Origin of the sequence: Vibrio sp. K4 (genome assembly GCF_051122595.1) — a bacterium.
In the GTDB taxonomy this organism is placed as follows: domain Bacteria; phylum Pseudomonadota; class Gammaproteobacteria; order Enterobacterales; family Vibrionaceae; genus Vibrio; species Vibrio owensii.
In genome coordinates this window covers 2,978,346-2,993,809 of sequence record NZ_CP178577.1, presented here as the reverse complement: position 1 = coordinate 2,993,809, position 15,464 = coordinate 2,978,346, and the positions used below count along the sequence as shown (strand labels likewise).

10 protein-coding genes are annotated in these 15,464 nt (G+C 44.4%); 9 read left to right on the top strand and 1 reads right to left on the bottom strand.

Translation table 11 applies throughout. The annotated features are described in order from the left end of the window. Window positions 1-508: 508 nt before the first annotated feature. The 9 genes from ACLIIY_RS13365 (at window position 509) to ACLIIY_RS13325 (ending at window position 14,636) form a co-directional block, all read left to right on the top strand. Entirely contained in the window at window positions 509-3,568 is a 3,060-nt protein-coding gene (locus tag ACLIIY_RS13365; RefSeq protein ID WP_434527727.1) for a thrombospondin type 3 repeat-containing protein, read from the top strand. 217 nt (window positions 3,569-3,785) lie between these two features. Continuing rightward, a complete protein-coding gene (locus ACLIIY_RS13360) occupies window positions 3,786-4,577 on the top strand; it encodes an SH3 domain-containing protein (RefSeq protein WP_434527726.1) in 792 nt (263 codons plus the stop codon). A gap of 199 nt (window positions 4,578-4,776) precedes the next feature. Further along, window positions 4,777-5,325, top strand: coding sequence for a phosphatase PAP2 family protein (locus tag ACLIIY_RS13355; RefSeq protein ID WP_009707787.1), 549 nt, complete (start codon window positions 4,777-4,779; stop codon window positions 5,323-5,325). A 3-nt stretch (window positions 5,326-5,328) separates the two neighbouring features. Further along, window positions 5,329-6,375: an MJ1255/VC2487 family glycosyltransferase gene (locus tag ACLIIY_RS13350; RefSeq protein ID WP_039841410.1), complete on the top strand. Its 1,047-nt coding sequence runs from the start codon at window positions 5,329-5,331 to the stop codon at window positions 6,373-6,375. Window positions 6,376-6,906: 531 nt separating this feature from the next. Continuing rightward, complete coding sequence (gene calR, locus ACLIIY_RS13345; protein WP_005437396.1) at window positions 6,907-7,866, top strand: LysR family transcriptional regulator CalR; 960 nt, start codon at window positions 6,907-6,909, stop codon at window positions 7,864-7,866. Window positions 7,867-8,165: 299 nt separating this feature from the next. Further along, on the top strand, window positions 8,166-9,974 hold the full coding sequence (locus tag ACLIIY_RS13340) for an AMP-dependent synthetase/ligase (protein WP_039984618.1): 1,809 nt from the start codon (window positions 8,166-8,168) through the stop codon (window positions 9,972-9,974). Between the two features lie 448 nt (window positions 9,975-10,422). After that, on the top strand, window positions 10,423-12,147 hold the full coding sequence (locus tag ACLIIY_RS13335) for an acetolactate synthase 3 large subunit (RefSeq protein ID WP_434527725.1): 1,725 nt from the start codon (window positions 10,423-10,425) through the stop codon (window positions 12,145-12,147). 1 nt (window position 12,148) lies between these two features. Then, window positions 12,149-12,643, top strand: coding sequence for an acetolactate synthase small subunit (gene ilvN / locus ACLIIY_RS13330; protein ID WP_009707783.1), 495 nt, complete (start codon window positions 12,149-12,151; stop codon window positions 12,641-12,643). Between the two features lie 112 nt (window positions 12,644-12,755). Beyond that, entirely contained in the window at window positions 12,756-14,636 is a 1,881-nt protein-coding gene (locus ACLIIY_RS13325; protein ID WP_434527724.1) for a sensor domain-containing diguanylate cyclase, read from the top strand. Window positions 14,637-14,726: 90 nt separating this feature from the next. Here the strand turns inward: ACLIIY_RS13325 and ACLIIY_RS13320 are convergent, their stop codons facing one another. Beyond that, window positions 14,727-15,404, bottom strand: a complete 678-nt coding sequence (locus ACLIIY_RS13320; RefSeq protein ID WP_027726531.1) for a GntR family transcriptional regulator — start codon at window positions 15,402-15,404, stop codon at window positions 14,727-14,729. Window positions 15,405-15,464: the final 60 nt, after the last annotated feature.

Genomic DNA, 15,464 nt, shown 5'->3' with positions numbered 1-15,464 from the left:
ACCCGCATTTGCATGCGGGTTTCTTAGAAATTGGTGTGGTTATTTTTCTTCCACAGCCTACCCGCGCGAATTGGTCACGATCAGGAGGAGGCTAAGCAGGATAGAAAAACGTGCTGACATAGTTGTTAAGCATTCCACAAAATTAAGTTAACAAATTAGTACCGCACTCAATGGAACACGTCAACCCTAAAGTCGATTTTTTATTCATATCGGATGAGTGGATTTCTGTTCATGGCTTTTAGGGGGACTCAAGCGCTGGCGGTTATTCGCAGCGTGAATCGTTTTTAGTTTGCTCAGAGGATGCGATTTCTCAGTCTCATAATAGCTTTTAAATGCAGGTGTTTATTGCGCTTTGATACTAAATGTAACCGTTTGTTTTGCTGCATTTTAGTTACGTAACATTTCTTGATTGTTTTCGATCGATCTCTTGTTATTAGTTGGGTGAATGCCTTACGGCTGGCAGTGAGATATTTAAAATGGAGGGCAAATTAATCAAGGATGGTGAGTTATGTTTTATAAATCCCGAGTTGCATTGGCGATCAGTAGTACTTTGGTTCTTTCTGCCTGTGGCGGTGACGATTCCAATCAGCCAGCGGTTACCGACAATGTGTTAACCGTTAAGGTGATAGATGGCTACATTCAAAATGCAAAAGTATGGTTAGAAAGAAAAGACAGCGTTAACTACATTTTGGAAGACGGAGAGGTAAGTGGTACCACTGATAAAACAGGTGCGGTGTCTCTGGATCTCACTCAAATTGATGACATTAATAACTATCAGCTCATTACCTATGCTGAAGCGGGTGTGGCGATCGATTTAGATCATGGAAAACCCCTTGCTCACGATCTACTTATGACCGCCTATCAAGGTAAGGTTGTGACGCCATTAACGACGTTGATTGAAGCCAAAGTGCGCACTAAGGCTGGCGAAACGGATGCTTACCAACAAGCGGTGAGTGAAGTAGCGAAAGCACTTGGGGTGAGTGAAAGCGTGGTAGTTGCTGACTATATTGCATCTCAAACAGAAGAGGCGAAGAAAGTACAAAAAAGTGCGGTTTCTTTAGTTGCTTCTGGCGCTATGCCTGCATCCGTTCAAGAGCTTGAACAAGCCCAAAATATTATCGCAGATTCTGAGCAAGTGAACCTTTTGGTCGAGAATGCTAGTGATGATCATATCGTCATTAAAGATCCTGAAACGAATGAGCTGACGCTGGTTTCCACTCAGGACAGCGATGGCGATCTTATTATTGATGCGCTTGATGCCTTCCCTAATGATGATACTGAATGGTACGACACCGACGGTGATAAAGTTGGGGATAATCAAGACGTTTTCCCTCTCGACCCAAGTGAGAGCAAAGATACGGATAAAGACGCTGTTGGCGATAATGCTGATGCTTTCCCTAACGATCCATCAGAAACGACAGACAGTGATAAAGATGGTGTCGGTGATAACAGCGATGCCTTCCCAAATGATGCCTCAGAGTCTAAAGACAGTGACACGGATGGTATTGGTGACAATAACGATGCGTTTCCAAATGATCCATTAGAGTCTAAAGACAGCGATAAAGATGGCGTTGGTGACAATAGTGATGCTTTCCCAACTGATGCATCAGAATCTAAAGACAGCGATAAAGACGGTGTCGGCAATAATAGTGATGCTTTCCCAACTGATGCATCAGAATCTAAAGACAGCGATAAAGATGGTGTTGGTGACAATAGCGATGTTTTCCCATCTGATGCGACAGAATCTAAAGACAGCGATAAAGATGGCGTGGGCGACAACAGCGATGCTTTCCCAAATGATGCATCAGAATCTAAAGACAGCGATAAGGACGGTGTTGGTGACAACAATGATGCCTTCCCAAGTGATGCCTCAGAATCGAAAGACAGTGACAAAGATGGTGTAGGCGACAATGCTGATGCTTTGCCAAACGACCCGACGGAAACACTCGATACCGATGGGGATGGAATAGGTAACAATGCTGACACAGATGATGATGGTGATGGTTACTTAGATGCTGAAGATAACCAACCACTTGAAGCCCTCAACATACCGAATACGTTAGCGCAATGTGTTGCTTCTTTACCTGAGAATCAGTTCTCTACAGTAGGGGTTGATGAAAGGCGAGACAGTAAGCTTTATTCCATTACGCGAGAGATGAACAATGGCGACACCCAACAGTTTTCTCAAACCGAAATCTTACTTGGCCAGCAATCAGGGTTACCTAATGGATTACTGTCGGATCGAACTTTCCATGTTACCCAAGTGACTCCTGATTTTGGTGGTGCTGTCAGCGAATGGGACCCGATTGCAGAATTAGAGTATACCGACGCGGTAAGCGGTATGTATTACGGCTTCCATGATACCTACTACCGCTGGTGGGGTTTTGTCCCTACGATTCAGCAAGAGCACGACGTGGTACTCAATACTCCACTAGTTGTTGATTACACTCGCATCCATAAATGGAACACCGATGCTGAGTCTCCAACCTTTAATCAAGATGCCACCACTTTGTTCTACAAAGGAAAAGATATTTTAAATGTGGATGGCACTCTAGTTGAAGTGTGTATTTCAGGACATGAGGGCAACTATGCCTTTGCAGACAACAATGGCAGCAGCGAGCCTGCGCCAGTATATATTTCAGAGACAACGACAAACTACACCGCTGGCCAAAATCTGGTGGTGAAAAGTGAACGTTCATACATGGAGTATGCAGACGAGGCAAAAGTGACGCCTGTCTGGGGATGGAGTAACTACGTCAAGCAATTGGAAGGCTTTACCATCAATAATCAAGCTTATGGTAAAGACCCGATACTCTCTAGAGTCCCAGAAGGTGAGTTCGCGACTTTCGATCAATGTTTGGCATCTCTAGAAGAGGGTGAATATGCCGCAGAGGTTGGCGATATCAACATCTACCGAATGCAGCGCTCTCGCTTCAATGAGTTTGATGAGTATGTTGAACAAGAGGCGAATTACGAGTGGCACCTGTTAGTGAATGAAAACTATCAATGGAATGACATGAATGTTCGTCTGGAGCAACTGTTTGCTACGTTACTCGATAGTTCTGCCTGGTTTAAAGAGCACTACCATAGTGGTCAAAACGGAGATTGGTTGGGCGTTGAAGGGTATGAGCCGAATAGTGACGTTGATATTAAATGGGGTTCTCGAACGACTAAGCAATTAGCGTGGAGTGAAAATGCTTATTATCGAATTCCTAATGTCACGTACAGTCAATTCTCCATCCATGATCCTTCCACTCAGTATGGCAGCGATAACGATGACGACAAGCTAGTAGATTGGCGCACTGGTAACGTGATGTACAGCCAAACCTACGCAGGCAAGAAAACGATTAATTACGATGTGGACGGCCAGCAATATCAAGCCGAAGTATGCCAACAGTTTAGCTACAGCACATCAGAGTATTTTGATGAATCAGGCACAAAGCTAGACGATATGACCGAGTGGCAACGACAGACCGATAGCTACGATAGCAAGGGTATCGTACAGCGAGAGCGAAGCAATAACACCTGGTCAACAGAAGTGTGGAATCGAACATCCACCAACCATTAATAAGTCTGAATGCGGTTACTTCGGTAGCCGCTTTTTTATAGAACGAGCTGTTTCTTAGGTGAACAAGAAAGCGGAGCACGGTTGAGATGACTTTTTATACCGCACGCTTTGCGAGGTATCACACAAAGGGGTCAATTGGTTGGCATAATTCCATCAGAGCGTTTTATAGTAGAGCGGATGCATTTATAGAGTTTCAAAGTAAATAGGTCAGGGATTAATGGATTTAGCAAAACAATTTGGACGTTCTGCGCTGGCAATCGCTGTGGTTTCTTTATCTGGGTGCGAACTGTTGCAGTTTGGTTCTCAGCCCCATACGGTTTCTTCTGTGATGATGGATGATCATGCTGAAAGCGTTATGGTGATCAATCAACAGATGGATCAGTACCTGAGTGAAGATGGACGAGCATCATTTCTGAATCAGATGCTGGTGGCGTTGGAGTCTGACAACCGTAACAAGTTCAAAGGCAAAGACCCCGATACATATTCTTGGTGGAAGATCCGAGTTCAGCCTAACCAATGGAAAGAGGCGGAAGTCAGTCGCCCAATCGTCGACGGAGTGGACACTTCCAAAACACTAGAGTTTATGGATGTGTCATACCGCTCTAAAGCCAACCTGAATTTACGCTCAAAGCCAAGCTTAGACGGAGAAAAGCTTGGGGAGCTAAATAAGGATGAAGAGTTTAATGCGATTGCAAAAGTTGAGGGTGAGCCTTGGCTGTTAGTCGAGCAAAAGGGCATGGTTCGAGGTTATGTTCATAAGGACTATGCGCGCACTAACCAGGTCAATCACGATATTCTTTCTATCAAGCCAAACCCTTTATTGTGTGGTGATGAACCTGCGCCAGTAGAGCCGGCCGAAAGTGAGCTGTTCGGTAACTACACTTGCCGTGATTTGAGTTATGAGCTGACGAAAGACGGTCATATAACTGCGGGTTCACTCAGAGCATGCCGTAAAAAAAGAAAAGTTTGGTATATCGATGTTCCGATGGCGAGCTCGAACCAATCTTAAGTATTCGCCCCTCTCAATGATCAAGCTCGGTCGATCATGTATTTGTCACCGAGCTTTTTAGTACCATCTAATCATTGGTTATTTCTCTCTTTCTCCTAAGCCATCACGTGTCATTAATTGTCCAAATTCTCGTCATGTAGCTGTCACTTTCTACGCCTACTTTTCATACAAGGGCGTTGTCAAAGTATAGGGAAGTCACATGCGAGCTTTAGAGACAATTTCACAGCCAATGGCAAGCATCGCTAAATTTGATTTGGCGTTTTCTAGTGTGTGCTTACAGCACCGCTTTAACCAACAAGTCGCAAATATCAGTAAAGGCGTTTCCCACAGTGGGGATGGGCACCTTTACTTGGTGCTAGGTTTACTGGCTTGGTTCCTTGATAAGCAGCATGGGCAATGGTTTTTACTCGCAGGGCTTACCGCGTTTGCGTTTGAACTGCCGATTTATTGGATGCTTAAGAACAGCTTTAAGCGTCGTCGTCCTGAGGAATTGAGTGCACTTCTACCTGCATTTATCACGCCGTCTGATCGCTATAGCTTACCCTCTGGTCACACTGCTGCCGGTTTTGTTATGGCGACCATCATCAATCACTTTTATCCAGAGCTTGGAACTTTCGCCTTTGTATGGGCGAGCTTAATTGGCACGTCACGAATTTTGCTCGGCGTGCATTTCTTTACGGACATCATTATTGGCGCCTTGTTGGGCAGCCTTTGTGGTTCTTTAGCAATTGCTATAGTAGGAGGCTAGTGGATGAAAATCCTTTACGGTGTTCAAGGAACGGGGAATGGTCACATCGCTCGGGCAAGAGCCATGAGTGAAGCATTCAAAGAGCACGATGTGCAGGTCGATTTTCTTTTTTCAGGACGTGAGCCAGAAAAGTACTTCTCTATGGAAGCATTTGGGGATTATCAAACGCGTCGCGGATTCACTTTTGTGACGGAAAAAGGATCGGTGAACTACACCAAAACCGCTTTGAACAATAATCTCATTCAGTTTTTCAAAGAAGTGAAGCAGCTTGATCTTTCTTCTTATGATTTAGTCATCAATGACTTTGAACCCGTTTCGGCTTGGGCGGCTCGTAAGCAAAACAAACCTTGTATTGGTATCAGTCATCAAAATGCTTTTCGCTACCCAGTACCTCTTAAAGGGGCGAGTTGGTTTGATAAATCGGTGATTGAACATTTTGCTCCTTCGCGACATCACCTAGGCTTGCATTGGTACCACTTTGATCAGCCCATCCTTCCTCCTATTGTTCATACACTTGACCATGCCTCAGGCAGTGAAGACTTTGTATTGGTGTATCTGCCGTTTGAGTCAATTGAAGACATCAGTGATTTGCTGTTTCATTTTAATCAACAGTCTTTCGTCTGTTACCACCCAAACGTGATTGAGTGTGAGCGTATCGAAAACATTGAATTGCGTCCGTTGTGTCACACCAATTTCCAATATCATTTGCAGCGTTGTAGTGGCGTGATTGCCAACGGTGGGTTTGAACTCCCTTCAGAGGCCCTGTCGCTTGGTAAGAAATTACTGCTTAAACCACTGGCGGGACAATTTGAGCAACAGAGTAATGTCGCTACGTTAGAAGATCTTGGTTTGGCGACTTCTATGGATAATCTGGATATTTCGATCGTACGTCAGTGGTTGAAGGAGCAACATGCCGAAAGCGTAAAGTATCCCGATGTAGCCAAAGCCATCGCAAGTTGGGTATTACAGGGTGCATGGGACGCGCCGGAGAAGCTTTCTGAACAACTTTGGGAACAAGTGGATTTTCCAAGTTATGTAGCCAATATTTAACTCTCACCTCATATTTCTCTTGCAGTCATTCATGACCTGATTGGCTGCATTTTTATGCCCTCAAAATCATTTCTATTCACTGCGATTTTGCTGCCTCTTTAACTGATTTGTGTGTTTTGTGAACGGAAATATTGATGCTGGTTTTTGAAGTGAAATGGAAACAATAATTTCCGCAAATGGATTGTATAACCCCTGTAGATTGTCATTAACGTGCTAAATAGGTTGTCAGAAATCTCTGATTTAGTTGTTTTATACTTTTTTATGTTTTTCTTAACGTTATGATAAATATGGATTAAATACCTAATTGGCTAAAATTTAATGATTAAATATCAATCTAGTTGCGAAACCTTGATTGATTAGTTGATAGTACAGTTCAAGCCGGAAACATCCGGACGATAAATATAATACAAATTCGGTTTTCTATTCCTTCAAAAATGATTTGAATCCAGCCACGGTCGTTTGTGCGCAAAGGGATTCTATTCGTTAAGAATTCATTGAACCAAGTTGACGATTACATAAGAGGCGCACTCCATGTTAGATAAAAAAGACGCGATGAGCGCAATTGCTAGCTACCGTATGGAAAGCACATTGCGTGGTGTAGATTTAAACCTATTGACTGTATTTGATGCTGTGATGCAAGAGCAAAATATCACTCGTGCAGCACACAACCTAGGCATGTCTCAACCAGCGGTAAGTAACGCGGTTGCTCGCCTAAAAGTAATGTTTAATGATGAGCTATTCATGCGTCAGGGTCGTGGTATTCAGCCAACTCAACGCGCTCGTCAACTGTTTGGCCCAATCCGCCAAGCACTACAGCTTATTCGCAACGAACTACCAAGCTCAGTATTCCAACCTGAGTCTTCAACTCGTCTATTTAAGCTAGCGATTTGTAGCCCATGTGACATGCGTTTTGCACCTCGCATCATGGCGAACGTCAATGAGCAAGCGCCAAGCGTACAGCTTCACCTAGATGCGGAATTTGATCGTCTTCTTTCTGAGCGCATGCGCTACCAAGAAATCGACTTCGTAATCGACTACGCTCGTTTCGATGACCAAGGTTTCTCAAGCACTGAAATCTTCAAAGATGAGCTAGTGGTTATTGCATCTAAGACACACCCTCGCATCCAAGGTGGTGTATCTGCAGAGCAACTGATCAACGAGAAACACGCGAAACTATCACGTGTACATGGTCAACGTAGCTTCTCTGAGCAAGCTTACCGTGAGCTTGATTGCCAAGCGGCATACGAAGGTTCAAGCCTAAGCAACTTACTATACGTAGTAAGCCAGTCTGAGCTTGTGACTATCGCACCACGTTGGATGGCTGAAAACGCAGTAAACAGCGATCAGCTACAAATCCTAGATTTCCCATTTGAAAACAAAGAAATCAGCGGCTACCTAAGCTGGCACGAATCAAGTGAGAAAGACAAAGGCCACATCTGGCTACGTGATCAACTAATGATCACTTGTGGTGAAGTTGTAGCGCTTAAATAAGCCTAACTTTTAGCCTGACTAACTGGTCAGACTGGATTTGTAATCATCAATTTTTACAATTCCTTGGCCCCGAGAGATTGCCGTCTCTCGGGGTCTTTTTATATCCGCTAAATAACAGCTGAAACAGCGACTTAAGTTGATTAAACCTTCATCAGTTAAACATGAGCTATGCTCTCATTAGTGATAGTGCTCTCTTAATAATGATAAGTTTGATAATGGTCAGTTGCGTTTTTAAGCGTCGAGGTTACACTTGTGCGCTCAAATAGCTTACGCCTGTAAGCCAAAAGGTAATGTAAAGAATGGCCAAGTTAGATTTTCATATCGTTAAACGTATTCGTGAACAAATTGCGAAGGGTGGTACCCGTGTTGCGCTTAAGCATAAAGTAGGCGACGCATGGCAAGGTATTACTTGGGAGCAATTTGGTCAGCAAGTGGATGCTTTGTCGCTTGCACTTTTGGCTCAAGGATTGGGCGTTCAAGATAAGATCGGTATTTTCTCAAACAACATGCCGCAGTGGACTATCGCTGACTTTGCAGCGTTGCAGTTACGTGGCGTAACCGTTCCGATCTACCCAACCAATACAGCAGCGCAGTCTGCTTACATCATCGATAATGCAGACGTAAAAGTGCTGTTTGTCGGTGAGCAACCTCAATTTGACGCAGCCGTTAGCATCTTTGACGAATGCCAGCAGCTAGAACTGATCGTTGCGATGTCGGATGACATTGAACTCGGCGAACACGCGTTTGCAATGACGTGGGATGATTTCATTGCCAAAGGTGATGATAGTCAGCAGCTCGAGTTAACTTCTCGTTTAGATCAAGCGCAAGAAGAAGACCTTCTCACGTTGATTTATACCTCTGGTACAACAGGGCAGCCAAAAGGCGTTATGTTGGATTACGCTAACATTTCGGCTCAGCTTGAAGGCCACGATGAGCGTTTAAGTTTGACTGAAGATGACGTGTCTTTGTGTTTCCTTCCGTTATCACATGTATTTGAGCGTGCTTGGACGTTCTACGTGCTCTACAAAGGCGCAACGAACTGCTACCTACAAGACACCATGCAAGTGCGTGATGCTCTGAGTGAAGTTCGCCCTACAGTAATGAGTGCGGTACCTCGCTTCTACGAGAAAATCTTCTCAGCGATTCATGAGAAAGTATCACGAGCACCTGTTCACCGTAAGATTATGTTCACTTGGGCCGTTAACATGGGCGCCAAGATGGCGGCTTGTCACCAAGAAGGCCGTAAACCTTCATTGATGCTGCGTAAGTCATACGCTCTGGCGGATAAACTGGTTCTGAGCAAGCTACGTGCATTGCTGGGTGGCCGCATTAACTTCATGCCATGTGGTGGCGCGAAGTTGGATGAGACCATTGGTCGTTTCTTCCATGCGATTGGCATCAACGTGAAGCTTGGTTACGGTATGACAGAAACCACGGCTACGGTCTCTTGTTGGGATGACCAGTGTTTTGATCCAAGCTCTATCGGCATGGCGATGCCAGGTGCACAAGTTAAGATCGGCGAAAACAACGAGATCTTGGTGCGTGGCCCAATGGTGATGCGTGGCTACTACAAAATGCCAGAAGAAACCGAGAAGACATTCGATGAACACGGCTTCTTGAAGACGGGTGATGCTGGTTACATTGATGAAAATGGCAACCTGTTCATTACTGACCGTATTAAAGAGCTGATGAAGACCTCAAACGGTAAGTACATTGCTCCTCAAGTTGTCGAAGGTGCGATCGGTAAGGACCACTTCATCGAGCAAATTGCGGTTATTGCCGATACACGTAAGTTTGTATCAGCGCTTATTGTTCCGTGTTATGACTCGCTAGAAGAGTACGCGAAAGAGCTGAACATCAAGTATCACGATCGTGTGGAATTGATCAAACACCACCAAATCGTTGAGATGCTTGAAAAGCGCGTTAATGACCTGCAAAAAGAACTGGCTAAGTTTGAACAAGTTAAGAAATTCAAACTGTTACCAAAAGCGTTCTCGATGGATGATGGTGAGTTGACCCCAACGCAAAAACTTCGTCGTAAAGTCATTAATGACAAATACCAAGATGAAATCGAAGAAATGTACAACGAAAAGTCAGATAAAAAGTAACTTAAGCTGACTTAGATTTCAGATTGATGAAATTATCCCCAGTTGCCTAATATTGTGCTGCTGGGGATTTTTTATGACTGTCTTTCACACTTCTTTCCCCTCGATAAAGAGAAATAATCACTCGAAGTAACTATTTTGAGTGAAATTATTCACTTTATTTTCTTCTTCTTTCTTTTATTGATTCCAAATTGAACGCGCTTGATAGCGTCAAACCCTACCTTTGTTCTGATTTACAGCATCTTGTTTAAAATTTGATTCAACTCTCATTAGACCCGTTGATAATAAAACGTTACATTTGTTGTGTTACCTTGCGTTTTGTTATGACAGACGCAAGACATAGCTGAAAAAGTGGAAGTATTTCTATTAGGCTACGAATAAGACCTAGACTATGTAAAACCAGACCAAACCGTTGGCCTTACGGTGAGGAAAACTGGAAAGGAGAGCAATTATGACAGCAATGTTGTCAGGCGCAGAGATGGTTGTGCAATCTCTGATCGAAGAGAGCGTAGAACAAATCTTTGGTTACCCAGGCGGTTCCGTTTTAGATATCTACGATGCACTGCACGCCAAAACAGATCAAATCAAACACGTATTAGTAAGACACGAGCAAGCTGCTACGCATATGGCAGATGGTTATGCTCGAGCAACGGGTAAGCCGGGTGTAGTACTAGTATGTTCGGGTCCAGGTGCAACCAACACCATCACGGGTATTGCTACGGCGTACATGGACTCAATCCCAATGATCGTTATCTCTGGTAACGTACCAAACAATCTCATCGGTAATGATGCATTCCAAGAGTGTGACATCGTGGGTGTATCTCGCCCAGTGGTGAAACACAGCTTCTTAGTTAAGAAAGCGGAAGACATTCCAGAGACGATCAAAAAAGCGTTTTATATCTCGACGACTGGCCGACCAGGTCCAGTTGTGATTGATTTGCCAAAGGATATCCTTAATCCGCAAATCAAGCTCCCTTACGAGTATCCGGAAAGCATCTCAATGCGTTCCTACAAGCCAACGACGTCTGGCCACAAAGGTCAAATCAAGAAAGCACTTAAAGCCTTGCTTGAGGCGAAGAAGCCTGTTTTGTACATCGGTGGCGGTGCCGTTATTTCTGGTGCCCACGAGCATATTCAAGCATTGTCAGACGAATTGAATCTACCCGTTGTGAGTACTTTGATGGGCTTGGGGGCATTCCCGGGCACACACAAAAACTCTCTAGGTATGCTCGGGATGCACGGCACATACGAAGCCAATATGGCGATGCATGAAGCTGACCTTATCTTCGGTATTGGTGTTCGTTTTGATGACCGTACAACCAACAACCTTGAGAAGTACTGTCCTAACGCGAAAGTAATGCACATCGACATCGATCCATCTTCAATCTCTAAAAACGTGAAAGTGGATCTGCCTATTGTAGGCTCAGCCGATAAAGTGCTAGCGACCATGGTTGGCTTGCTGAACGAGCAGGGCAGCAACAATGACCAAGAAGCAATTGGTCAATGGTGGGACGACATTCAAGTTTGGCGTGAACGTTACTGTCTTGCATACGAAACGTCGCCTGAACGTATCAAACCTCAACAGGTTATTGAAACACTGCATAAACTGACCAACGGTGATGCTTATGTGGCGTCGGATGTAGGCCAGCACCAAATGTTCGCTGCGCTTTACTACCCATTTAGTAAGCCACGCCGTTGGATTAACTCTGGTGGTCTAGGCACGATGGGCTTTGGTCTGCCTGCTGGTATGGGCGTGAAGTTCGCGATGCCAGAAGAAGAAGTGGTGGTGGTAACTGGTGACGGCAGTATTCAGATGAACATCCAAGAACTGTCGACAGCAATGCAATACGACATTCCAGTGAAGATCATCAACTTGAACAACCGATTCTTAGGCATGGTAAAACAGTGGCAAGACATTATTTACCAAGGCCGTCACTCTAACTCATACATGAGTTCTGTTCCTGATTTTGCAGCGATTGCAGAAGCTTATGGTCACGTCGGTATTCGTATTGAAACGCCAGATCAGCTTGAAGCGGGTCTACAAAAAGCGTTAGACATGAAAGATCGTCTGGTGTTTGTTGACATCAACGTAGACGAAACCGAACACGTATACCCAATGCAGATCAAAGGCGAGGGTATGGACAAGATGTGGCTAAGCAAAACGGAGCGTACTTAATATGAGACACATTATTTCTTTGTTAATGGAAAACCAACCTGGTGCGCTGTCTCGAGTTGTTGGTCTGTTTTCTCAGCGTGGTTACAACATCGAGTCTCTGAACGTTTCACCAACCGATGATGAGACGCTATCGCGCTTAAACATCACGACGAACTCGGATGAAATGCAGCTGGAGCAGATCCAAAAGCAACTGCATAAACTGATTGATGTACTGAAAGTGCAAGAAGTGACAGAGTTTGATCACATCGAACGTGAGTTGATGATGGTGAAGGTTAAAGCGAGCGGTTTTGCGCGTGCAGAAGTAAAACGCACAGCGGATATCTTCCGTGGCCAGATTGTTGATGTCACGGCTGCTCAATATACGGTTCAACTTGCAGGTACGAGTGAAAAGCTGGATGCATTTATTCAAGCAATCTCTGAAGTCACCGAAGTGGTCGAAGTCGCTCGAAGTGGTGTGGTCGGTGTGGCACGTGGAGAGCGTTGTCTCAAACCGTAATTACACTGAATGCATTTAAGAAAAGCCATCGTTCATCGATGGCTTTTTGTTTAGAAAATAACAATTAATGATATAATTGCTGCTTTCGTAAACAAATTGGGTAGTAGAACGCGTGAAAGTAAGGAAGTTGGTCAGCGCTTTGCTGGCAACCACGCTATTTTTTAGCGCGCTCATCTCTATCTACTACTACCAGAAATACCAGACTCTGTTAGCGGCTAATGTAGAAAATACGGCGAAAGAAGCCCTTCATCAACTGGCTTACTCAGAGCGTGAATACAACAACGTTCAAGACCAAATATCTTCCATCAGTGACCTGCTCGGTCATAGCCAAAGCCTATATGATTACTTGCGCCACCCAAACCCAAAGAATCTCGCCATTTTAGAAGAGGTGTGGAGTTCTGTTGCGGTTAACCAGAAATGGTATCGACAGATTCGCTTCCTTAACGTCAATGGGCAAGAGAATGTCAGAATCAACTATGACTTCAAAACTGGCACCGCAGCTGCCGCTCGCACTCTGCAAGACAAATCCGATCGCGAGTATTTCCAATATGCTCAGAATTTAAAAAATGACCAAATAGGTTCTTGGGGAATTGAACTCGAGCAAGAGAACGGCAATCTCGTTTATCCGTACAGCCCTTCTGTTCGCATTATGATGCCAGTGGCTATGGATGATATTCGTGAAGGCTATTTGATCCTCAATATCGACGTAAAATACCTTTCTTCTCGTTTGAATTATTCCCCAGTCAGAGATTTCAACATCGAGCTGATTAACCAATCGGGTTATTACGCAGCAAGTTCTCACAGCGATAAGCTTTACGGCGATATTATCCCTGATCGCGCTCGCTTTAACTTTGGTTTGCTCCATCCTGATATCTGGCAAAACATAGGCTCACAGAAGATGGGCTATAAGTATGATGGTAAACACCTGATTGCTTTCAACACGATTGAATTTGTGCCGGGTGAGCCTCTTCACTTACTCATTGACCTCTCTCAAGAACAATTGTTGGAGCGAGCTGACCGAGATATTGATGACTTAGTCCAAGAAGCCTTCTTTGTGCTGAGTTTAATGTTGGTGTTTGCTCTGCCTATCACTTCGTTGGCACTGCATTATCGTCGTCATAGCATTGAATCCAAACTTGCTCGTGCTGCGTTGGATGGCATGACGGCGGTGATGATTTCGGATACGTCACATCGAATCATGATGGTGAACCAAGAGTTTGAAAACATGATGGGCTATACCTCTTCGCGATTGCGTGGTTGGAATGCACATAACCTAATCTTCATTCCTGAAGACATCGAAGAGATTCTGGCGATTTGGAATAAGCTTGGTATCGAGCAAGTATGGGAAGGGGAAGTGCGTTGTCGCACTAAGCTCAATCACGTGTTCACGGCTATCATGCGCATTCAGGCCATCATGGCGAAGTCTGGCAAAGTTAGCTACTACATTACTTCGCTGGTGGATATTTCTGAGCGTAAAGAGCTAGAAGAGAAACTGCGAAACTTGAGTGAGAAAGACGGCTTAACCAGCTTATGGAATCGTCGTAAGTTTGAAGAGCAGCTCGCGCAATATGCCAACATGGTTGAACGTTATCCGGATACGCCAACGACTTGCCTTGCACTGTTTGATATCGACCATTTCAAACGTATCAATGACGAAATGGGCCATGATGAAGGTGATAAAGTGATCTGTAGCGTGGCAGATACGTTGTCGAATGGGGTAAGAAATACCGATTTTGTTGCTCGTGTCGGCGGAGAAGAGTTTGCCGTGATCATGCCACACACGACGACGCAAGAAGCGGAAGTAGTATTGAATCGACTTCGAGTTGCCGTAGAGTTAAACAGTGAAAAAGCAGTGACAGTGAGTGTGGGTTATAGCGATCTCACCGCAGACCGAACACGCAGCTATAAGTGTGCGGATATCGCCCTGTACGAATCAAAGAGTGCAGGGCGTAACCGAGTGTCGATTTGTCACAGTTTTGATGACATTGCTTAGAGGCTATTGCGATAAACAGATAGGCAGAAGCTTTTCTACAAAACAAAAAATCGGGATAACCCCGATTTTTTTATTCGCTGCTGAACCGAATTAAGCGGTTTCTAGCTCTAACGCTGTTTCGATGCGTTGCATTGAGCTCAACAAGTGCTTATCAAGTAAGTCCATTGCTTCTTCGCTGTTCTTCGCAAGAACAAGCTTCATGATCATCTCGTGCTCATCAATGTTGAACAGTGCGTCTTGTTCTGAGTTTAACGTTTGCATTGCAAAGTAACGGTAACGCTTGATCTGGTTAATCAGGTCACTAAAGAACTCAAACATGTTCTTTGAATCCGCGCCTTCAAGCAGAGAAACATGGAACTGGTGATGACGCTCTTCCCACTCTTGCCAGCAGAAAGTTTCATCAAAGTTCAGACGAGATAGCTTGTGATAAGAAGTCAGTACATCCAACTCCCAGCTTTCATCACCCGCCAAGATTGCTTTCTTAAGCAATACAGAAGAAACCACACGAAGACTTTCGTATAGATCGTTCAATTCTTTTTTGCACACAGGTGCAACCCAACAGCCTTTTTGTGGCTCAAGCTTTACATACTTGCTCCAAGACAGTTGCACAAGGGCTTCGCGGATAGGTGATGCACCAACGTTGTATTTCTCTTTCAGGTCAGCAACCACAAGCTTTTGGCCTGGTTTTAGAGCACCTGTCAGGATGTCCTGGCAGATCATTTTTGCAACTTTATCGGTTAGGGTAGGACTAGACACAAGCAACCTCATGAAATTTTATTATCGTGACGACAACTAAACAGTACGTAGTTCGGTTGTGGTTGATAATAC

Bases quoted from the DNA above. Each gene is read 5' to 3' on its own strand.
- ACLIIY_RS13365 (WP_434527727.1), top strand. From the start codon at position 509: ATGTTTTATAAATCCCGAGTTGCATTGGCGATCAGTAGTACTTTGGTT.
- ACLIIY_RS13360 (WP_434527726.1), top strand. From the start codon at position 3,786: ATGGATTTAGCAAAACAATTTGGACGTTCTGCGCTGGCAATCGCTGTG.
- ACLIIY_RS13355 (WP_009707787.1), top strand. From the start codon at position 4,777: ATGCGAGCTTTAGAGACAATTTCACAGCCAATGGCAAGCATCGCTAAA.
- ACLIIY_RS13350 (WP_039841410.1), top strand. From the start codon at position 5,329: ATGAAAATCCTTTACGGTGTTCAAGGAACGGGGAATGGTCACATCGCT.
- calR (WP_005437396.1), top strand. From the start codon at position 6,907: ATGTTAGATAAAAAAGACGCGATGAGCGCAATTGCTAGCTACCGTATG.
- ACLIIY_RS13340 (WP_039984618.1), top strand. From the start codon at position 8,166: ATGGCCAAGTTAGATTTTCATATCGTTAAACGTATTCGTGAACAAATT.
- ACLIIY_RS13335 (WP_434527725.1), top strand. From the start codon at position 10,423: ATGACAGCAATGTTGTCAGGCGCAGAGATGGTTGTGCAATCTCTGATC.
- ilvN (WP_009707783.1), top strand. From the start codon at position 12,149: ATGAGACACATTATTTCTTTGTTAATGGAAAACCAACCTGGTGCGCTG.
- ACLIIY_RS13320 (WP_027726531.1), bottom strand. From the start codon at position 15,404: ATGAGGTTGCTTGTGTCTAGTCCTACCCTAACCGATAAAGTTGCAAAA.